Here is a 19,786-nt window from a genome sequence, read left to right on the forward strand (position 1 = left end):
TGTATAGAAATATAACTTTCAACAATAGTGGCAAACGTTATGCTCAATTCAATTACTAAACTATTCAAGCAATTGCTTGAGGGAAATGATTTAGGTGACCAACATAAAGCCGATCCTAACTTAGCCATTGCTTGTTTACTGTGTGAAGTCGCTGGCGCAGATCACCAAATTGATAACAATGAAATTGCGGCGAAAAAGCAGTTAATTGGTCGCTTGCTTGACTTAGATGCAGCTCAAACTGATGTCTTACTTAACCGTGCGGAAGAGAGATCAAAGCAATCCGCATCTTTGTATGAGTTTACTTCCCAGCTGCGTGAACTTAGCCAAGAGACTCGCTATTCGTTAATTCAAGCGATGTGGCAAGTTGCCCATGCTGACGGTGAGATAGACCCTTTAGAGGACGCTGTCATTCGTAAAAGCGCCGAATTACTCTATGTTGACCACCATGATTTTATTCGCGCAAAACTCTCTGTAACGGAAAGTAAAAGCGCACCATAACGGTCGTCACCCATAGATTTGATCAAAAAAAGCGAGCTTATTGCTCGCTTTTTGATTTCATTAACTGGTCAACACTAAAACATCGTCAGTGCTAATTTTGCCAAATTATAAGCATCAACATATCCAGAATGTTGCCGCCCTTCCCAATCAATGCCTTTGGCTTCTTGAGCCGCTTTATGCCCAATTCGTTTTTCTTTCAGTCGATTCTGAATACGATATATGGTTGCTAAGTTCACATACTCATTAAACGGTACGTCTAAGCCTTTATCAGCACACTCTTTAGCAAGAATTAAATCATCACGCCCCCAAGCGGCGTAAATTTTATTTGAGCCACCGAAGTTTTTAATCATCGACTTCAGCACTTCGCCCAATGGTCGACCTTGCTTTTCAATTTTACGCGGCGTTATACCGGTTAATTCAACGCAAAAAAGCGACACTTCATCATGCTCTGGCTTCACGTAATATTGCGCTCGCTTAACGATTTCACCTTTAACTAGGTCGATCTCTGCCAGACCGATTTCAATGATTTCGCCAGTTGTCCCAACGCCATCTTTATTCCAGCAGCACATTTCTAGATCGAAACAAACGATACGGTTGTGATTCATGACTCGCCCGATGAGGTTCTAACTAAAACGCGAAATTCTACCGTAAACCATAGCCTAACCCAAGCATCGACTCACGCTATTACTGCCTGTTCGAGCAGTTATTGGGCAATTGTAGCGATATTGCGTCCTGCTTTTTTACTAAAGTAAAGTTGCGCGTCTGCTATCTGCATGATCTGCTCTGCATCTTCTTCTTGTCGTATCGCCGCACCAATACTCAAGGTACACGTCACCATATGATTACCAACTTGGATTTTATTCCTGCACATTGCGCTGCGAATCGACTCTAGGTAAGCCTGTAATTTCTGACGATCTATCAAACGACTAATAATACAGAACTCATCGCCGCCTAATCGAACAAACAAATCACCAGGCTGCAAATGCTCTTCAATTGTTCGGGCCACGTGACAAAGCATTTGGTCCCCACCCGGGTGCCCATAACTGTCATTAATTAGCTTAAATCTATCGATATCGAATCCGATCAACGCAAACTGCTGACCTTCGGCGATTGCTCGAGCAATAAAGCCATTAAATGCACGACGATTATATAAGCCAGTCAATGCATCATGGTCGACTAAAAACTGTAACTCTTCGGTCCGCTTCTTCAATAACGATGCCAGATGCGATTGAGCACGTACTTGCAAAAACACGATGTAACTCAGCAATACCGCAATGACAAAACCACCAGAGGTAATTGCAACCAAGATAACCTTGTCGTTCGCGGTAATATCTTCTGCTAAACGGAAACTGATCAACCACTGACGATTAGGCAATTGAATGGTTGTTTGAATCTCATAGCCGTCGGTATGGTGCCAGTTCTTACTCTCAAACAACACCGGATCATCTTCCGCATCAAAACCAAGGTCGACCACTTTGACTTCCAGTTGCATGTTGGCAGCGGTTCGAGTCATCAAACCATCAAAGTACTTTGAGGTGCGAATAACACCAATCACCACACCTATCAGTTGTTGGTTACTCTCGCGGTCGAAGACCGGGTGGTAAACCAACATCCCATCCTTGGTCATATCTTGTGCAACGCCATCTTGCAGTAAACGAACTTTATCTGAAACGCTCACTTTGTGCTGAAAACGCATGTTATCAACCGCTAATTGAAAACGCAGACGAGAGTCATAAAAGCCTAGCACTTTCTGATTTATCTTATTGACTGGGTAAATATCGCGAGCAACAAAAATTGGCGCATCATCAGGCATGATATAGCCATAAACAATGGGTGAATCTTTAGGAATGGTATACAGAGAAAACTCGGGGTGTTCGCGACGAACTTGGGCTAAAAATTGTGGGATATCGGCTTTTTCGACCCGCTCCATCCACTGTAACGTAATCAACGTCTGGGATGAGGATATCACTTGATCGGCAAACGTTTGGAAATTGTGCCAATGACCCCTGTCTGTCGAATAGAAGAAAATCGCCCCTGTCCCAATTTGGTCAAGGTCATTATCGATGAACTCTTTAAGTATTTCCGTTTGTCTTTCAGCTAGGCTTTCGAAAAGGCGTTTGCCATAACTAAGTTGCATTTGATAAGAATAAAGTGCGACAACAAGAGTCACCAACACGGTGATACAAAAGGTTAATGCGGTATACATCCATCTCTTATCAAAAGTAATTTTCATTCAATCGCATTTACACTCTTTTATATGAAGCGCACATAATACTCCTAAGTTATCGCGTGCTACATCTTTTCTTACAGAAAACTCATACATAAGTGCTAAATCAATGCCGTTTTGCCCCACATCAGGCAAAGCATGCTCAAAAAAAAATCAACCAGTCCTGTCTATACTGTTTCTCATGGCTTTTCTACAAGCTTCCGTACTTGAATGTGATACCATCCACCCCAATTTACTTGTGATTACTGGCTTTTAGCCCAAGTTTTATTCAATCATAACTTGAACTCTAACCTATTAAAGAGAATTGTCATGACGTTCGATTTACAAATGATTCCTCAAACCTTCGATATGCTGCACGCAGGTCTTGCCGCATCCAGTGTTCTATTACTTCTCGTGGCGGTTTCACGCAAATCCAAAGTGATTGAGAAAGTGGTCGAAAAGCCGGTTGAGAAAATCGTTGAGGTTGAAAAACCGGTCGAAAAGATCGTAGAAGTTGAAAAGATTGTTGAAGTCGAAAAAGTGATTGAAAAAGTAGTCGAAGTTGAGTCTAAGCTTGCAACAGCAAGCACTGATTCAGCAATGCAGCTACTTTCTATCATGCAGCAAGAAGCGCGCCTTATCGACTTCCTTAAAGAAGACCTAACGTCATTCTCAGATGAAGAAGTTGGCGCGGCAGCTCGTGTCATTCATACTGGCGGACAAAAAGTACTGGCGGACTATGTGACGCTTGCGCACATCCGCACTGAAGATGAAGAGACTCGCATCACTGTAGAAGCTGGCTTCAACCCGCAACAAATTCGCCTAACAGGCAACGTAACTGGCCAAGCGCCATTTAACGGTACACTAGTCCACAAAGGCTGGAAAGCGACGCAAATGAATTTGCCTAAATTGGCTGAAAACTATGATGCGTCTGTCATTGCTCCAGCTGAGGTAGAGCTGTAATGGAACACCAACAAGCAACCGCTGTAGAGACAACACTAGTCGAAAGCAACCAACCTGCATTTAGCGTAGGTATCGACTTGGGTACCACTCACTGCGTACTTTCTTACCTAGATACACGCGAAGAAGAAGCGTGCGTTGAGGTGATGCCAATCCCTCAACTGACGGCTCCGGGTGCGGTAGAAACTCGCAGCCAACTCGGTTCATTCCTTTACCAACCGCACGAAAACGAGATGGATGCCTCTTCTCGCGTGCTGCCTTGGTCAAGCGAACCAAAAGCGTTAGTGGGTGCCATTGCGCGTAACCTTGGTTCTAAAACACCAATCCGTCTAATTGCCAGCGCTAAATCATGGCTTTGCCATGGTGGCGTAAACCGCCGTGATGCTTTTCTTCCAGCGGGTAGCCCAGAAGAAGTCGAAAAAGTATCACCACTTCGTGCGACAGAGCTTTACCTTGAGCACCTAGCGGCGGCTTGGAACCACACCCATCCAAATCACCCGCTTCAAGAGCAAGATGTAACGATTACCGTACCTGCCTCTTTTGACCCTGCTGCGCGTGACCTTACCGCAGAAGCGGCGCGCAATATCGGTCTTACTCACCTAACCCTATTGGAAGAGCCACAAGCGGCGCTTTACAACTGGATTGATAATAGTGGTGACAAATGGCGTGAACAAGTTGTCGTTGGTGACATTGTTTTAGTGGTCGATATCGGTGGTGGTACGACGGACCTTTCTTTGGTCGAGGTGACTGAAGAAGAAGGTAACTTAACATTAAATCGCATTGCGGTAGGTGAACACATCCTACTTGGCGGTGATAACATGGATTTAGCTCTTGCCTACCGCCTAAAAATGAAACTGGCGCAAGAAGGCAAAGAGCTACAACCATGGCAGATTCAAGCCATGACGCATGCTTGTCGTGACGCAAAAGAAGCACTACTAAATGATGCAGAGCTTCAAGCGGTGCCAATTGTTGTGCCAAGCCGTGGCTCAAAACTGCTTGGCGCGACACTGAAAACTGAGTTAACTCAGCAAGAAGTGCAGCAAACATTGGTTGATGGTTTCTTCCCGCAAGTGGCGATTACAGAACACCCCGTACAACGTAACCGCGGTGCACTAACGCAAATGGGCCTGCCTTATGCACAAGATGCGGGCATTACTCGCCATATCGCGGCATTCTTGTCTAAACAAGCTAATGCTCTGTCTGGTGAAGCGGCTCCAGCTCAAGATTTCAACCCATTTGTTAATATGCCAGGCATGGATGGCGAAACTGCATCTGCAGATTTCATCAAACCAACTGCGATTCTATTTAACGGTGGTGTACTGAAGTCAACGCTGCTTTCAAATCGTCTAGAAGAAACGATTGGTGAATGGCTCATTGAAGCTGATGCAGAGCTGCCAAAACGTCTAACCGGTACGGACCTTGACCTTGCCGTTGCAAGCGGCGCTTCATACTACGGTAGCGTTCGCCGTGGTCAAGGCGTTCGTATTCGTGGTGGTATTGCGTCAAGCTACTACGTGGGTATTGAAAGCGCGATGCCAGCGATCCCAGGAATGGCGCCACCAATGGAAGCACTCTGTGTGGCACCATTTGGTATGGAAGAAGGTTCAAGTGTTGATGTGCCAAGCCAAGAGTTTGGCTTAATTATTGGTCAGCCGGTTAACTTCCAATTCTTCGGCTCAACCGTACGTCGTGATGACCTTGCAGGTACTCACCTTGATTACTGGGCACCAGAAGAACTTGAAGAACTGCCAGAAATTCAAGTGACACTGCCAGTGTCTGAAGGTCGCCGAGAAGGCGAAGTGGTCCCTGTGACCCTAGCCTCTCGCGTAACAGAACTCGGCACGCTCTACCTTGAAGCGATTGCCGCAGACAACGGTCAGAAATGGCATGTTGAATTTGATGTGCGCGAAGACGCTGCTCAATCTGAGTAATCAACACCAAGCGGCATCCTAACGGGTGCCGTTTTGCTATATAAAATAGGAACATAAGTTAGGAACGTATTATGGGTTCTCCTCGTTTTCTTGTTGGTATTGATTTAGGTACGACCAATACAGTCGTCGCATTCTGTGAAATTACTGACAATTTACAACAATCCCAAGTCTCCCTATTCGACATTGACCAATTGATTGGTGCCGGTGAAGTGGTGCGTAAGCCACTATTGCCTTCATTTCGCTACCACCCTGCGGCTAGCCAAGTCTCCGCAGCAGATTTAACCCTGCCATGGCAAAACCAGCCTGTGGCTGGTGATCTCGATAACGTCATCATTGGCGAGTGGGCTCGTGAATTGGGTGCGAAAGTAGAAGGTCGCCAAGTATCGAGTGCCAAAAGCTGGCTCTCTCACCAAGCGGTTGATCGCCGCTCCGAAATTCTGCCTTGGGCTGGCGCATCTGATGTAGACAAAGTGTCTCCACTGATTGCCAGTGCAAGCTATCTAAACCATATTCGCCAAGCTTGGAATTACCGCCACCCGAGTAACAAACTCGAAGATCAAGACGTGGTAGTCACAGTGCCAGCATCGTTTGATGAAACCGCACGGAAACTCACTCTTGAAGCAGCAGAACTGGCTGGTTTAGATAAAATCGTGCTGCTCGAAGAGCCACAAGCGGTCTGCTACGACTGGTACGCTCGTCACCAACAAACCGCAGCCGATGAGCTAAAAGATCTGCCATTGATTTTAGTCTGTGATGTCGGCGGTGGTACGACCGACTTAAGCTTGATTGAAGCACGTTTTAACTCAGACAATGGTAGTGCCGAAGAACTGGCGCTTGATCGTATCGGCGTTGGCGAGCATTTAATGCTCGGTGGTGATAACCTCGACTTGGCATTAGCACATCTAGCTGAAAGTCGCCTTTCTCAACACCAAAATGAGCCAAGTAAAAAACTCAATGCCGCCAGCTTAACTAAGCTGATCCAACAAACTCGTAAAGCAAAAGAGAACTTGCTTTCCGCCAATGCGCCAGAGCAGGTTAAAATCACTATGCTCGGCAGCGGTTCAAAACTGCTTGGCGGAACAAAAAGTATTGATTTGACTAAAGAGGAAGTACACCAAATTGCCCTTGATGGCTTCTTCCCAATCAGCGATTTTAACCAACTACCAGACAAACGCCGCAGCGCCGTAGTCGAATTTGGTTTGCCTTATGTGGCTGACCCTGCAGTAAGCAAACATGTGGCTGAGTTTTTAACTCAGCATCAGCAAGTATCGCGTTCAGCTCTCGGCATTGAAGATGACAAGCAAAATGCTATTCCTGTTGGCTTACTGCTTAATGGTGGTGTGTTTAACAGCGACCTGATTACTGAGCGCGTCACGACTTTGCTAACAAACTGGCGTGGTGGTGACATCACTGTATTGGATAATCCTCACCCAGATTGGTCGGTTGCCCTTGGTGCTGTTGCTTTTGGTAAAGCACGCCGTGGTGCACAACTGAAGATTGGTGGTGGCGCCGCACGTTCATATTTCTTACATCTTCAAGAGAAGAACAAATTAGGCAAAGCGCTCTGTTTACTTGCTAAAGGAACTGAAGAAGGTCATGAGATTCGTTTAAGCGGTCGTCGCTTCTCACTAACACTTGGCGAGCCGGTACGTTTTAATTTACTAACGTCAACCCACGACACTTTGACCAATCAAACCACCATCCAAAACGGTGTGATGACAAATGTCGACCCTGATCTATTTCAACCATTACCTCCCTATATCTCAACATTGGATAGCGAAGGCGTAGCGCTGCAAGCGAACCAAAAAGAGCGTGTAGAAGTGGTGCTGGCTTGCCAATTGACTGAAGTTGGCACCTTGAAAATGGAGTGCGTTTCAACGCAAGACGAAAGCAAACGCTGGGCACTTGAATTTGAAGTTCGCAACCAACAAGCCGAAGAGCAAGAACTCAATTTGCACCCTCGCCTCGGTGAATGTAAAGAGCTGATCAGTCGCATCTACAGTGCCAATAAAAAGAGTGCTGAGAACAACGAAATCAAAACTTTATCTAAAGAGTTAGAGAAACGTTTGGGTCAACGTGATGAATGGGATTTTGTCACGCTGCGCCAACTGTTTGATACTTTCGCCACTGGTCGAAAACGTCGTCGTCGCTCAGAACAACATGAGAAAAACTGGCTACGTTTAGCTGGCTTCGCCCTTCGCCCGGGCTTTGGTGATGCAACCGATGGTTGGCGTATCGAACAGGTTTGGAGTTTGTACCAGCAAGGGATTCAATTTAAGAATCACCAAGGCTGGACCGATTGGTGGGTATTTTGGCGCCGCATTGCGGGCGGTCTAAGCCAAGAGCAACAAGAAACCATACTAGCGGATATTGCTAAATACCTACACCCAGGCGCAATGAAAAATCCACAATCGGCAAAAGCAGCTCAAGACATGGGCTATGAGTCAATGGTGCGTTTAGCCGCATCACTTGAACACTTAGATGTGGAAGATAAAGTATTGCTTAGCAGCTGGTTCTTAAGCAAAGCCATTAACCACAACCAATACCAACAAGCGCATTGGTGGGCATTAGGTCGGTTGGCTTCTCGGTCACCGCTGTATTGCAGCCAGCATAATGTAGTCAGCCGTGAACAGGCAGAGCAATGGCTACCAAAACTGCTGGAGCAAAACTGGCAAAAAGAACCAATGATCGCTTTTGCTGCAGTGATGATTTGCCGCAAAACCGGAGATAGATTGTTTGATATCTCAGACGACTATCGTCAACAGGTATTAGCAAAGCTAAAGCAAAGCAAAGTGCCTGATTCTTGGCTTGAGTTAGTTGCAGAGGTAAAAGAGCTTTCTGCCAATGAATCAAAACGCGTATTTGGTGACGCGCTGCCAAGCGGTTTAACCTTAGTTCATCAATAGAAAACACTATTGATACCAAGTCACCCCATTTTTAACCTAACAAGCAAATAGTTGGTCACAGATTAGCTGTGTAAATGGGGTGGCTTTTGCAACACCATCAGGTAAGATATTCGCTCATTGGATAAAGGTCATGCATTGATGCAGAAAACAAATCGACAGTTACTGATCGCTCTGTTTAGCGCTTTTTGCCTATTATGGCTAAGCGCCGTCAATGCTGTGCAAGCCAGCAACGAACTGCCCAATCACCCAACGACACCAGATGTCTTAGCTTCAACCTCCCTTTCTGATATAGATTGCCCTGAGTCTGAACGCTCTGACCCACTCAACCATCATGCTAAAGTGGAGCATCAAAGCTGCTCATCTGTCTGTGTAATGAAGATGCCTTTTGAACCTGTTCACTATGCCTTGCAACTTGCGCCGAGCTCTATCGCGCTGATTGGGCAAGACAACATTGATAAAGCGGTAAGCCGCATTCAAACTCTATTTCGCCCTCCTATTCAATCAAGCCTAATTGATTCACTTCGTGCCTAACGCACGCGTATTACATTTAAAGTTAAATTAGGAATATCAAACATGAAGAAGTTTTTTGCTCTATTCGCCACTCTCATGATGGCACTTTCAGCTCAAGCAACCACATTTACAGAAGGCGATTACTACACGGTGATCGACCAACCTAAAGCAGATACACCCACAGTGACTGAGTTCTTCTCTTTCTATTGCCCTCACTGCTACCAATTTGAGTCAATCGTTAAGAACCTTAAACCTGCGTTAGCTGATGACGTCACTTTTGAAAAAGTGCATGTGGGTTTCATGGGTGGAAATATGGCACCGTCGATGGTTAAAGCGTACGCAACAATGGTTCAACTACAAGTTGAAGCACGTATGGTGCCTGCAATGTTCGAACAAATCCACGTACTACGTAAGGCCCCACAGAACGACCAAGAACTACGCCAAGTCTTTATCGACAACGGTGTGAGTGCGAGCGCCTTTGATTTGGTCTACAACAGTAAAGCTGTAGAAATGGCACAAGAAAAGTTTGATAAACGCTTCAAAGATAGCACTCTGCGTGGGGTTCCTGCGGTTTTGGTTAACAACAAATACATCGTTGTCGCGAGCAAAATTAAGAGTTTTGATGAATACAACCAGTTAGTAAATTACCTGCTGACTCTTTAATCTATCTAGCCAGAGCCTCGCTCTGGCTTTTTTCATCCCGAGTATTGCTATGCACTTAGAACAATTTGATGCTATCTACCAACGCGCTGCCGAACGCAAAGGCGGCGAAGCTCAACTAGAACTGTTGCTGTCTACTCCTCTTTGCAAAGATGACATAGCCGCAATTAGTGATGACCGTTGGCTCTCTGCCTTCTCAATGAAGGTATTTCAAAGTGGCATGTCGTGGAAAGTGGTACGTAATAAATGGCCAAATTTTGAAGAGTTGTTTTTCGGTTTCAAGATTGGTCCATTATTAATGCTTTCTGATGAGCATTGGGAAATGAAGTCTACGGATAAGCGCATCATCCGCCACCATAGTAAAGTGATGTCGATTGCAGCCAATGCCCAAATGATCTACGAAGCAGGTATCGAGCATGGATCTTTTGGCAAAATGGTTGCCAACTGGCCAGCTGAAGATATCACAGGGCTATGGCTCTATTTGAAAAAACATGGGCAACGACTCGGTGGTAACACTGGTCCCTATTCATTGCGCCAAATGGGCGTTGACACCTTCATTTTATCAAGCGATGTTGAAGCCTATTTGCGTAGCTATAACGTGATTGAAGGCGGTAGAGACACCAAGCGATCTCTTGCTCAATGCAACCAAGCTTTTGCCCACTGGCAACAACAAAGCGGACGTTGTTTAACTCACATCAGCCAAATTATTGCTTTTAGCTGCGGTGATAATAGGGTTTAGCGCTCCCTTCCAAATCCTCTAACATCGTTAGTATCCGTTTATTCCGCAAACTCATTACCACGATCAATTCCACTTAAGCCCAGCAAGATGCCTAACGGGGCTTAAGTGGGTGTGCCTAGCTAGAATATTGGATGATGCCTAACTCAAGTGCTTGTGCAAAATCAACCTGACCACCAACTAAGGCATATAAAGCGGCTTCGCTTAGCATCAATACCGATGAGCGATCACCCATTACAGGTGAGGCGTGAATTCTAATGGATGATCCAACCACCTGCGACCAAAGATGGCTATCAACCAGATAGATATAAGAGACTGACTGAAGCTCATTACCATGCTGGTCAAGCATCAGTTTTAACCACCAGCTAACTCGCCTTAACCCTTTCTGACCCTCTAGTTCATCAACAATACTAATCTGTTTATTATCCACAGCCGCAGAGGTCGCAAAGGCGATATCTAGTGACCCAGGGTAACTTTCAGTAAATGGGTTACTGGGTTGTCCATCATAAGAGCAAGCATAGAGCGGAAAACTCAAGCAAAATGCTGACAAACCCAATATCCATGAGCAGTACGTACGCCCCATCTTCCCCCCTAAGGTGTCACAATGTTAAACCAGAAGTTGAACGTATCGAGCATGCCCACAAAATCACCAAAGACTTTTTGGTCACCCTTCAACTTGATCTGACCATCAGCAATAGCTTGCTCCAGTGTGATCTCACCTAGCTGAACATTGTCTAAGGCTTCTTTCGTCAGCGTCAAGGAAACATCAGGTTCGTCACTCAACACACTGGTGTGGTTAAGAACCGAATTTTCAATATAAAGGGTGTATTGTTCATCTAGGTCAGTGAAATTGATATTGATCGTATAGTTCTTACCTGCCGCTTTTTCTGGAATAATTCTTACCGCTAAGTAATCAAATAACATTTCTGGTGGCATATTCTTGATAATATCGGGAGATGCGGTATTAGTGCCGCCAGTACTTGGTGTGCCATTACGTAACTCAAACGCACCTTGTAAATAGACAGAACGCCAAGGACCTGACTCAGCTTGATAACCTAGCTGCTCATAGGCATCTGCGAGCAGCTCCTTCCCTTGCTCACTTTTCGGGTTTGCAAACACAACTTGCTTCATCACCTCAGCAACCCAACGATATTCACCAGAAGAAAAGTCTGCTGTCGCTTGTTTGATAACCGACGCCTCTCCCCCCATGTATTGCACGTATTTAATTGCCGCTTCTGTCGGTGGTAAATTATTAAGATCAGATGGGTTACCACTATACCAACCCATATAGCGCTGATACACAGCACGGCTATTATGGCGAAGTGTTCCGTAGTAACCTCGCGTACTCCAGTTTTGCTCTATCTCGGTAGGAAATTCGATCATTTCCGATATTTCAGAGCCGATGTAACCCTGGTTCATTAAGCGAACGGTTTGATCATGCGTATATTTGTACATATCACGCTGAAGCTTAAAGTACTCAACGATCTCTTCTTGTCCCCACATAGGCCAATGATGGCTTTGGAATTTTACATCAACTTCATCGCCCCACATCTCAATGGTTTCATTGAGGTAAGATGACCATATCAAGGCGTCACGCACTTGCGCACCACGAAGCGTGAGAATGTTATGCATGGTATTAGTACTATTCTCCGCCATCCACAGCGCTTTCTTCTCAGGGATCCACGTATTAATCTCTGTTGGAGCTTCAGAACCTGGTGTGTATTGGAAAACCATCTTCACTCCGTCGACACTATGTTCTTCGCCAGTTTTTTCGATGATCAATGTTGGGCGAATTAAAGTCGCCAACCCTGTCGATGTCGTTTGTCCTAGTCCACCATTGACACCGCCTTGAGCATTTCGAGGAAGCAATGCACCATACATATATATCGCACGTCGTCCCATCGCATTACCAGCTATCACGTTCTCAGATACAGCATGTTCAGTAAAACCATGAGAGGCAATAATTTGCACTTTTCCTGCTTTGACATCCGCTTCATCAACAATACCGCGAACCCCACCGAAGTGATCAATATGACTATGGCTATATATAACCGCACTCACTGGGCGCTCACCTAACTCAGCATTAATAAAATCCAACGCTGCTTTAGCCGTTTCTTGAGAAATGAGAGGGTCAAATACAATCCACCCTGTCTTACCTTCAACAAAAGTTATGTTCGTTAAGTCATAGCCGCGCACTTGATATATACCATCAGTCACTTTGAACAAACCATTCATCACATTCAGTTGCGCGTTTCTCCACAAACTAGGGTTGACGCTATCAGGTGCTTTAGCATCTTGGGTGATAAATTTCTTATACTCTTCGAGATCCCAAACCACGTTGCCTTGATCATTGGTAATGGTCACAACATCCTGTTTTGCGATAAATCCTTTTTGTGCCCGTTCGAAATCTTTCACATCATCAAAGGGTAAGGTTTTATAAAGGGATTGATTAGCTTCAATGGTAGCTTGTGTGGCGGGCTTTGACTCTGTGGCAAAACTCCCTGTGGAAATGACCATCGCCATTAGCGAAATGGTGAGATGCTTCATGTTAAATCCTTTTAATATGACTAAAAACGCATATTGTGAAGGTAGTTAACATCCGCCACGTTTTCAAACTCATCAACTCAATTAATTAAGACAGGAAAAGGGGCAGCTAGAGATGGGTCTTACTCACATACTAAGCAACACCCAATCTTTTCTTGGTTTGTGACCGGTTACCTGCGACAATCCAAGCACTATTACTATACCAATGGATATCTATGAAACTTTTAGTTCGCAATCTTGCACGCACTACCACTGAACACGAAATTCGCGTTCTATTTTCTGCTCATGGTGATGTTGCCGAATGTACGTTGGTTTTGGATCAAGAGACAGGTTCATCAAAGGGTTTTGCGTTTGTTGAAATGCCAAACGAAGATGAAGCGAAAACAGCGATTGCTAACCTAAACTCGGCGACAATTGCTAAGCAAAAAATCCGCGTAAAAAAAGCGGATAGCTAATATAGCGTCCACAAGCCGACTTACTCAATGAGTCGGCTTATACTTCTCCTTTTTATCCCTCAAACCACCAGTCGTAACACCTCGCGTTAAGCGAACACGCCCCCCAACGCCATCAGTACAACAAACGAAACCACCTTGGTAAAAACCACCACCCATATACAATCCCCAAAACTGGCATTGGCTGCTTTACTTAATAAATACACAAAAAGCAGTAACCCTAATATCCACCCTACTGCTGGGGTCAAAGAAACCAAAGCAACAGACAGCGCAATAATAAGCAGTGATTTAAAATCAACAATAACATACGAAAGTTTTGAGGCGACGTACATACAGCATGTTGTGATAAACGCATCCATCACAAACACCAAGGCTTCTAGTCCCACAATTTACTCCTTACCACAAACAACAAAAGAGAGTGTCTATAATAGGTTGATTCCAAACTGTTTTGCTATCAAATGAGTCAATGCAAAGCACATAATTGAAACCAAACAGCTCATTAATAAGGTGAACCAGAATGAATACTTACTGAGTAAATAAGGGAAAAGCAAAAACATCGGTAGCGTTGGCAGCACATACCAAAAGGTATAAAAGGCATGATTTGACAGCTTCTCATTGCCTTGATTTTCGATGTACATCCAAATCAGCGCTAAAATAGTTACAGTCGGAAGTGCCGCAACCAAAGCACCAACCTTATCACTGCGCTTAGCAATTTCAGAAATAGCCACAACAATGGCTGCAGTTGTTAGATATTTAAACACTAACCATAACATCTTTACTTTCCCAACCTGATGAAACGCTAAATGTATCCAGTTTAGTCTAACAAGACGCTAATCCGCGTATGACGACACGTCACTAGAGAAAACCATGGTGACACAAACCGTTAACCCAAATTGAGAGCCAAAGCAGCCTATCGATAACAAACCAATCAGTGCCTAGCCATGCCTATTCAAATCAGGATAAAACTCCAAATGATACGTTTATCAATACTTGACTATTTTAGTATGATATTATCCAGTAATATTGATGTATAAACGAGGAATCAACCATGGCGCTATCAATTAAAAAGATATTTCAAAAGAAAGACTCTGAAGCAAAAACGGAAGCGGCTGAAAAACAACACCCGGCTGAAACGTCCAATAAAGATGGCGGTGCTGAGAAAAAAAACAAGCATGACACACCAAGTGGCTGCTGTGGTTCGTGCTCGTAACAAACGACTTAATGACCTCAGGGTTACTCCTGAGGTTTTGCTTTAAACTCGGTTGTTGTGCCTGACCTCCTATCCCCCACGGAACATTTAGACAGAAAAGGCTATTGCGAAATTCTGTTTCCTAGCGTCCATTTCGATATCATATTTAGCAAGTCCTCTTTCTTAACCGGCTTGGTTAGATAGTCATCCATCCCAACTTCAATACTCTTATCTTGCTCTTCTTGCAACGCATGGGCAGAAAAAGCCACAACAGGGCACCACGAATACCCATTCGATTTTTGCAGCTCTCGAATATCTTGGGTTAGACTAAATCCATCTTTATTCGGCATTGAAATATCGGTGATGACGAGGTCGGGGGCAGTACGTTGATATAGCGCCATTGCGACTTCACCATCTTCCGCCAAAATAAGGTTAACACCCGTATCTTCAAGCATTTTCGAGATGAGAATTCGATTCACTCGGCTATCTTCAGCCACCAGCAGGTTTACGCCAGAAAAATTCGACCCGACTTTTTCTTTCTCATTGCCCTCTCTCTGATGATGCGCTTGGAAGCAATCAAGTAACTTTTTGTGCGTAACCGGTTGAGATATACAATGCTTACCATCAACGGTTTTATCACGTTCTCGCTCCATCATTATTGGCTCAAGCAACACAACCGCACTCTCCGCTTTTGTCATACGCTGGCTTAACTTATCAATAACCTCATAGGCTTTAGAGTCACAGTCACCTATGATTATTCGGTCGTAGCGAGCACCATTATCAATATCTTGAGCATGCTTTATCGTTTCTGACGTTACATGCGTGATTCTCAAGCAAATCTGCTGGGCGATACGATGCAATTGTTTGACTCGTGGAAGATAATCATCAACCAATAAAATATGCACACCTTCAAGAGTGGTTGAATGATATTCCATTTCGGCTTGCTGTTTGAGCTCTAAGCAAAAGCTGAAACATGACCCAACTCCAACGGTCGAGGTAACGGTCAATTCTCCGCCATACATTTGAATTAACCGTTTCGATATCGCAAGCCCTAACCCAGTCCCTTCATATCGTCGCGTCACTGAGTTATCTACTTGCTCAAATTTCTCCATCACATGAGGTAAACGGTCAGCAGGGATACCTATCCCAGTATCAATCACATCAAACTGATATAACTGGCGACTGTTTTGATTTGATTCTGCCACTTTGAGCAGCACATGCCCGCTTTCCGTAAACTTAAGTGCGTTACCGATTAAGTTGAGTAGGATTTGATTAATCCTTCCTTTATCACCAATAACCGCGCAATTGATTGTAAGTGGCATATCCACTAAAAGCAGAAGATTCTTATGCGTTGCTTGATAGGCACACAGACTGGTGCAATTTTCTATCAATTCTCTTAAATCAAATGCCTCCTCAACCAAACTCAACTTGCCAGCTTCAACTTTACTGTAGTCGAGTATGTCATTGATTACGGTGACTAAGTTTCCTGCCGATTTATGGAGCAGTGACAATAAGCCTTTTTGTTCGGCTTTATTTTCATTTTCCAGCAGTAATTCACTGATCCCCAAAATTGCGTTCATGGGTGTGCGGATTTCATGGCTCATATTTGCCAAAAATTCAGATTTTGCTTTCGCTGCCTTATTCGATTTTTCAACTGCGGCGGAAAGCTGTTGCTCAATTTTACGTCTATCAGTGATATCTCGCTCAACCGCGACAAATCTCAAAAGCTGATCGCTTTCATCAAAGACCGGGAAAAGATCAAGCTCCACCCAGTATTTGTTGCCCGACTTGGTGTAGTTAACGATCTCTACCCGCGTTGGCTGTTGCTTTCGTATACTTTCAGATAGTAGCGCTATCGCCTTACGATCAGACTCATCGCCTTGTAATAACGCCCCCGGATTCTTCCCCATAGCCTCTTCATATGAGTACTCCGTGAGCTGCTCGAAAGCTGAGTTCACCCAAACGATTTTGCCATCAGAATCGGTAATAATCACGGTGTCGCGGGCGTGTTCTGCCACTTCTGCAAGTAACGATACTTTGTCAGATAATAACTTTTGAGTGCGGTATTGCTGCTCTAAGTTATCTTGTGCTTGAGCAAGAGAGGTGGACATAAGATTGAACGCATCCCCCACTCTAGTAACTTCATCATTACCCGATATTTCAATCTGCGTACCCGGACCTTGCTCAGTAACTCTAACAACCCCTCTACGTAGTAAATCCAACCGCTTCAATAAATAGCTTCCAAGTGCAAATGAAAACAGCGCCACCAACGACATTTCAATAACAGCAATGAAAATACTGGCTTGCTTAGCATAACTAAAGAGTTGATGAATCTCATCGACTCGCACACCCATTTCAACCAAGCCAAACGACTGCTCTCCTAACAGAATTGGAGTAGCAACATCAAAAATGCCATCTGGAACATCAAATGGACGAATTGCCGTATCAACACCTTGATAGTCACCTTGCCGAGTCAGTTCTACACCACTTCGGTCTGATATTCTGATGTAGGCTAAGTTATGCTCGCTGACCACAGATTGAGCGAAGCTATCTAGATATGCGAGATCCGTGGCGATAACAGCATCTCGGGATGCCTTAGCGAAAACACTCACCAGTTGCTGACTACCAATTTCTAAACTCTGCTCATTGGAGGTTTTCAACCAACTAAGACCACTAATGATCAAGACGCCAAGCGCTAGCGCTTCAATCAGTGCGATACCAATAATAGTTTTAGAACGAAGAGTCATACGCCACCAATTAAAGGGAAATACCTAACTGAACAATGTCATCCCAGTCACTATCTTGCGCCGTTTGAAGCCCTTTAATACTGAGCATACTGAAGCTTCGCTGTGCTTGAGGATCTTGGTTTAACAATGTAATCGCATCGCGTAGAGCTTGTTTTACCTCAGGCGCAATTTGGTTGGAAACGGCGAAAGCATGGGGCGTATAAGCATTGGTACGGTAGATAATCTTCAATTCTTGTTTGGTTTTATCATCAAAGCTATTAAATGTTCGACCTACACCACCACCAGCAGGATAAAGCCCTTTTGCTACCCCTAAATAGACCGAATCATGAGAACCAACAAACTTCGCTTCAAAATTAATGCCTTTTTGACCAAGCTCCGATTGATTGATGATCGATGCGCCAAATGCTCTAGGCGCTGGAAAAGCAATTACTTGATTTTGCAGATCTTGTAGGTCTCCCTGCCAGTCACGCCGAACAACCAAAATACCTTTGATTTGTTTATCTTTAGCTCGAGCCAATGCGGTATAGCCCGGGGTATGGTTCACTAAGGTAAAATGATAGGGATTCATATACGACATATCATATTCACCCGCCAACAAACGGGTTTCAAATGTCGGTATATCTCGAGCGGTCGCAAATCTAATCTCAACCCCTGCGAGCTCTCCCCAGCGGTCTAATAGTGGTTGCCATTGCTGAGCCAGCTTTGCAGCGGATTGTTGCGGTACCACACCAAAAATTAGTGACGGCTTAGCGACAACACCTGCGGTATAAAACACGCACAGCGAATACAAAACGAATGTGATTATTTTTTTATTCACCTCGGCAAGGTATGCCAAAATTTCAACTCTCATTCAAACCTCTCCGCCCTATAAGGCAACTACGCCAGTTTTGTTTTAGCTACTTATTGATGATAGTAAACTATTTGAATTACTGTGTTTTTTTGGCAATTTCACCCCTCATTTTTAAGTGAAAAGATAAGGCGAATTTGTTCAACATCGATTTGTAGTACGAAATAAAAAAAAGCAGGCAAGCATCGGATACAATAAAACTGGCGTAAAGTAGGTACTTTACATCACAATAAAAGAAGCGTGCGTAGGTTGCGCAGACGAACCTAACAAGATAATCGGAAGTAAATTGTGGCAAACCCAGAATACAAAGAAGTGTTAGATGGACTTGATAAACTCAGCGTGTGTTTGTACCGCGCAGGGATTACTGGTTTAGCTCTATCATTACTTCTGCTCTCAATAATATTGAGCGGTGTGACCAGTCGTTTCGCTGAATATAGCAATGTTGTTTTGCTCGCGATCAGTACTTCAGCGGCGTTATCCGCGGCCAATATCCATATCTACAGCAAACATGTCCGCGCGGCTATTTGCTGGTCAGCTTGGGTGGGCATTCTGTTGATGCTTAGCGACCCCGAACAAACCAGAATTTGGCTATCGTTAGGCTTTATTTTTGTCACCTTCTCTGGCATCGCTTTAAAAGAATCGTTTTGTTTTAAAGTGTTGGGGTTAAAGCTCGTTCCTTTGTTATTAGCCGCCAGTACTTTATCACTCTGGTTACAACAACAACTAGTAGCCTCGATTTTGATGGCTACTTCCGCGCTTGTTATCGGATACTTAGCCATCATCAAATGGCGTATGCCACTCCACTTTGATATTGGCATCAAAGCCAACTATGAAATCTAAGCCAATAAGATAGGACACGAGTTCCCATTAGCGAAATAATGGCAATGAATATCTCTTGTTATTCTCTCTATCTGATAAAAAAGCCTCGTTTAAATGAGGTTTTTTTACACGCTCTGCCGATTGGTTAGGCGGATAAACCTGCGCCCCTGACTCGCGAGTCTAAATCAAATAGATGCGCGGCGGCTTCAACATATTGCGGATAATCACTGAATTTTGCTCGATAAGTTTCTGTCATCTTATCAAGCTCTTCTGCCAGCATTAATTCCCAATAAAGTGGACTGGTACGCAGCATCGCAAGTAGTGGCTTAAATACTTCTTGCTCATAAGCTTGCATCAAATACTCCAAAATAACCACGCGATCATCTTCACTTCCAATTGGGGTGTTCATGCTACTTACTGCTTTCAAGTAACTCTTATTAGCCAATAAGCTATCCATCACCGGCGTATTATCTTTAGCAAGATCAACCAATATTTCACTAATCATCTTTCGCCAATTTTCTTGGCTTATGTCAGCCTCGGTCACGGCATCTATATCATGACGTATCTTATTCTCGATGGCTCGCTGTGCTTCCATCACTGCGGTACGCACTGTCTGAAAAGGTAACTGGTACTCTTTGCCGAGTTCCGTAATCAACGCATAAAAACCACCATGAGGAAAATGAAGATTAGTTTTGAATGTGGCTAGAGCTACATCTTGTTGAGGCGTAAGGTCGCTCATTTTGGTAGTGTTCCTTTGTTCTTATTCAAGCTTTATTGGCAA

Annotated in this window: 19 protein-coding genes; 10 read left to right on the top strand and 9 right to left on the bottom strand. The window is 44.3% G+C overall.

Features of this window, described 5'->3' with window-relative positions:
* The first annotated feature begins 39 nt into the window (after positions 1 to 39).
* The gene (locus H2O73_RS04850) at positions 40 to 498 is read left to right on the top strand and encodes a tellurite resistance TerB family protein (RefSeq protein ID WP_182107179.1); all 459 of its coding nucleotides are present in this window, start codon (positions 40 to 42) and stop codon (positions 496 to 498) included.
* Positions 499 to 572: 74 nt separating this feature from the next.
* Here H2O73_RS04850 and H2O73_RS04855 read toward each other — a convergent pair whose 3' ends face one another.
* Both H2O73_RS04855 and H2O73_RS04860 read right to left on the bottom strand, forming a co-directional pair.
* Complete coding sequence (locus H2O73_RS04855; protein ID WP_182107181.1) at positions 573 to 1,103, bottom strand: 3'-5' exonuclease; 531 nt, start codon at positions 1,101 to 1,103, stop codon at positions 573 to 575.
* 98 nt (positions 1,104 to 1,201) lie between these two features.
* On the bottom strand, positions 1,202 to 2,731 hold the full coding sequence (locus H2O73_RS04860) for a sensor domain-containing diguanylate cyclase (RefSeq protein ID WP_182107183.1): 1,530 nt from the start codon (positions 2,729 to 2,731) through the stop codon (positions 1,202 to 1,204).
* A gap of 303 nt (positions 2,732 to 3,034) precedes the next feature.
* Here H2O73_RS04860 and H2O73_RS04865 point away from each other — a divergent pair, with 303 nt between their 5' ends.
* The 6 genes from H2O73_RS04865 (at position 3,035) to H2O73_RS04890 (ending at position 10,410) form a co-directional block, all read left to right on the top strand.
* Positions 3,035 to 3,667, top strand: coding sequence for a DUF2760 domain-containing protein (locus tag H2O73_RS04865; protein WP_182107185.1), 633 nt, complete (start codon positions 3,035 to 3,037; stop codon positions 3,665 to 3,667).
* Positions 3,667 to 5,595, top strand: coding sequence for an Hsp70 family protein (locus H2O73_RS04870; RefSeq protein ID WP_182107188.1), 1,929 nt, complete (start codon positions 3,667 to 3,669; stop codon positions 5,593 to 5,595). The genes H2O73_RS04865 and H2O73_RS04870 overlap by 1 nt, the downstream gene beginning before the upstream one ends.
* A 71-nt stretch (positions 5,596 to 5,666) precedes the next feature.
* Positions 5,667 to 8,501 (top strand): Hsp70 family protein, encoded by a 2,835-nt coding sequence (locus H2O73_RS04875; protein ID WP_182107190.1) that lies wholly within the window; start codon positions 5,667 to 5,669, stop codon positions 8,499 to 8,501.
* Positions 8,502 to 8,639: 138 nt separating this feature from the next.
* The gene (locus H2O73_RS04880) at positions 8,640 to 9,032 is read left to right on the top strand and encodes a hypothetical protein (protein ID WP_182107192.1); all 393 of its coding nucleotides are present in this window, start codon (positions 8,640 to 8,642) and stop codon (positions 9,030 to 9,032) included.
* Between the two features lie 42 nt (positions 9,033 to 9,074).
* Positions 9,075 to 9,674, top strand: coding sequence for a thiol:disulfide interchange protein DsbA/DsbL (locus H2O73_RS04885; RefSeq protein WP_182107194.1), 600 nt, complete (start codon positions 9,075 to 9,077; stop codon positions 9,672 to 9,674).
* A 49-nt stretch (positions 9,675 to 9,723) separates the two neighbouring features.
* On the top strand, positions 9,724 to 10,410 hold the full coding sequence (locus H2O73_RS04890) for a DNA-3-methyladenine glycosylase I (protein ID WP_182107196.1): 687 nt from the start codon (positions 9,724 to 9,726) through the stop codon (positions 10,408 to 10,410).
* Positions 10,411 to 10,525: 115 nt separating this feature from the next.
* Here H2O73_RS04890 and H2O73_RS04895 read toward each other — a convergent pair whose 3' ends face one another.
* Positions 10,526 to 10,990 (bottom strand): hypothetical protein, encoded by a 465-nt coding sequence (locus tag H2O73_RS04895; RefSeq protein ID WP_182107198.1) that lies wholly within the window; start codon positions 10,988 to 10,990, stop codon positions 10,526 to 10,528.
* A gap of 8 nt (positions 10,991 to 10,998) precedes the next feature.
* On the bottom strand, positions 10,999 to 12,954 hold the full coding sequence (locus tag H2O73_RS04900) for an alkyl/aryl-sulfatase (protein WP_182107200.1): 1,956 nt from the start codon (positions 12,952 to 12,954) through the stop codon (positions 10,999 to 11,001).
* 212 nt (positions 12,955 to 13,166) lie between these two features.
* Here H2O73_RS04900 and H2O73_RS04905 point away from each other — a divergent pair, with 212 nt between their 5' ends.
* Positions 13,167 to 13,406, top strand: a complete 240-nt coding sequence (locus H2O73_RS04905; protein WP_182107202.1) for an RNA recognition motif domain-containing protein — start codon at positions 13,167 to 13,169, stop codon at positions 13,404 to 13,406.
* An 86-nt stretch (positions 13,407 to 13,492) separates the two neighbouring features.
* Here the strand turns inward: H2O73_RS04905 and H2O73_RS04910 are convergent, their stop codons facing one another.
* Together H2O73_RS04910 and H2O73_RS04915 are read right to left on the bottom strand one after the other, a co-directional pair.
* The gene (locus H2O73_RS04910) at positions 13,493 to 13,789 is read right to left on the bottom strand and encodes a hypothetical protein (protein ID WP_182107204.1); all 297 of its coding nucleotides are present in this window, start codon (positions 13,787 to 13,789) and stop codon (positions 13,493 to 13,495) included.
* A 36-nt stretch (positions 13,790 to 13,825) separates the two neighbouring features.
* Positions 13,826 to 14,176, bottom strand: coding sequence for a DUF3147 family protein (locus tag H2O73_RS04915; protein ID WP_182107206.1), 351 nt, complete (start codon positions 14,174 to 14,176; stop codon positions 13,826 to 13,828).
* A 275-nt stretch (positions 14,177 to 14,451) separates the two neighbouring features.
* Between H2O73_RS04915 and H2O73_RS04920 the strand changes: the two genes are divergently transcribed.
* Complete coding sequence (locus tag H2O73_RS04920; RefSeq protein WP_182107208.1) at positions 14,452 to 14,613, top strand: CCGSCS motif protein; 162 nt, start codon at positions 14,452 to 14,454, stop codon at positions 14,611 to 14,613.
* Between the two features lie 101 nt (positions 14,614 to 14,714).
* Here the strand turns inward: H2O73_RS04920 and H2O73_RS04925 are convergent, their stop codons facing one another.
* Positions 14,715 to 17,339: an ATP-binding protein gene (locus H2O73_RS04925; RefSeq protein ID WP_182107210.1), complete on the bottom strand. Its 2,625-nt coding sequence runs from the start codon at positions 17,337 to 17,339 to the stop codon at positions 14,715 to 14,717.
* Positions 17,340 to 17,349: 10 nt separating this feature from the next.
* Complete coding sequence (locus tag H2O73_RS04930; protein WP_182107212.1) at positions 17,350 to 18,189, bottom strand: phosphate/phosphite/phosphonate ABC transporter substrate-binding protein; 840 nt, start codon at positions 18,187 to 18,189, stop codon at positions 17,350 to 17,352.
* A 285-nt stretch (positions 18,190 to 18,474) separates the two neighbouring features.
* Here H2O73_RS04930 and H2O73_RS04935 point away from each other — a divergent pair, with 285 nt between their 5' ends.
* Positions 18,475 to 19,026 carry a DUF2301 domain-containing membrane protein gene (locus H2O73_RS04935; RefSeq protein WP_182107214.1) on the top strand — a complete coding sequence of 184 codons (552 nt, stop codon included), beginning with the start codon at positions 18,475 to 18,477 and terminating at the stop codon, positions 19,024 to 19,026.
* A 124-nt stretch (positions 19,027 to 19,150) separates the two neighbouring features.
* On the opposite strand, the gene H2O73_RS04940 is transcribed toward H2O73_RS04935, so the two are convergent.
* The gene (locus H2O73_RS04940; protein ID WP_182107216.1) at positions 19,151 to 19,744 is read right to left on the bottom strand and encodes a hypothetical protein; all 594 of its coding nucleotides are present in this window, start codon (positions 19,742 to 19,744) and stop codon (positions 19,151 to 19,153) included.
* Positions 19,745 to 19,786: the final 42 nt, after the last annotated feature.

It is taken from the genome of Vibrio marinisediminis, from assembly GCF_014050145.1.
Classification (GTDB): Bacteria; Pseudomonadota; Gammaproteobacteria; order Enterobacterales; family Vibrionaceae; genus Vibrio; species Vibrio marinisediminis.

What these genes read in the sequence shown, in the direction of transcription:
- H2O73_RS04850 (WP_182107179.1), top strand. Translation starts at nt 40, where the DNA reads ATGCTCAATTCAATTACTAAACTATTCAAGCAATTGCTTGAGGGAAAT.
- H2O73_RS04855 (WP_182107181.1), bottom strand. Translation starts at nt 1,103, where the DNA reads ATGAATCACAACCGTATCGTTTGTTTCGATCTAGAAATGTGCTGCTGG.
- H2O73_RS04860 (WP_182107183.1), bottom strand. Translation starts at nt 2,731, where the DNA reads ATGAAAATTACTTTTGATAAGAGATGGATGTATACCGCATTAACCTTT.
- H2O73_RS04865 (WP_182107185.1), top strand. Translation starts at nt 3,035, where the DNA reads ATGACGTTCGATTTACAAATGATTCCTCAAACCTTCGATATGCTGCAC.
- H2O73_RS04870 (WP_182107188.1), top strand. Translation starts at nt 3,667, where the DNA reads ATGGAACACCAACAAGCAACCGCTGTAGAGACAACACTAGTCGAAAGC.
- H2O73_RS04875 (WP_182107190.1), top strand. Translation starts at nt 5,667, where the DNA reads ATGGGTTCTCCTCGTTTTCTTGTTGGTATTGATTTAGGTACGACCAAT.
- H2O73_RS04880 (WP_182107192.1), top strand. Translation starts at nt 8,640, where the DNA reads ATGCAGAAAACAAATCGACAGTTACTGATCGCTCTGTTTAGCGCTTTT.
- H2O73_RS04885 (WP_182107194.1), top strand. Translation starts at nt 9,075, where the DNA reads ATGAAGAAGTTTTTTGCTCTATTCGCCACTCTCATGATGGCACTTTCA.
- H2O73_RS04890 (WP_182107196.1), top strand. Translation starts at nt 9,724, where the DNA reads ATGCACTTAGAACAATTTGATGCTATCTACCAACGCGCTGCCGAACGC.
- H2O73_RS04895 (WP_182107198.1), bottom strand. Translation starts at nt 10,990, where the DNA reads ATGGGGCGTACGTACTGCTCATGGATATTGGGTTTGTCAGCATTTTGC.
- H2O73_RS04900 (WP_182107200.1), bottom strand. Translation starts at nt 12,954, where the DNA reads ATGAAGCATCTCACCATTTCGCTAATGGCGATGGTCATTTCCACAGGG.
- H2O73_RS04905 (WP_182107202.1), top strand. Translation starts at nt 13,167, where the DNA reads ATGAAACTTTTAGTTCGCAATCTTGCACGCACTACCACTGAACACGAA.
- H2O73_RS04915 (WP_182107206.1), bottom strand. Translation starts at nt 14,176, where the DNA reads ATGTTATGGTTAGTGTTTAAATATCTAACAACTGCAGCCATTGTTGTG.
- H2O73_RS04920 (WP_182107208.1), top strand. Translation starts at nt 14,452, where the DNA reads ATGGCGCTATCAATTAAAAAGATATTTCAAAAGAAAGACTCTGAAGCA.
- H2O73_RS04925 (WP_182107210.1), bottom strand. Translation starts at nt 17,339, where the DNA reads ATGACTCTTCGTTCTAAAACTATTATTGGTATCGCACTGATTGAAGCG.
- H2O73_RS04930 (WP_182107212.1), bottom strand. Translation starts at nt 18,189, where the DNA reads ATGAGAGTTGAAATTTTGGCATACCTTGCCGAGGTGAATAAAAAAATA.
- H2O73_RS04940 (WP_182107216.1), bottom strand. Translation starts at nt 19,744, where the DNA reads ATGAGCGACCTTACGCCTCAACAAGATGTAGCTCTAGCCACATTCAAA.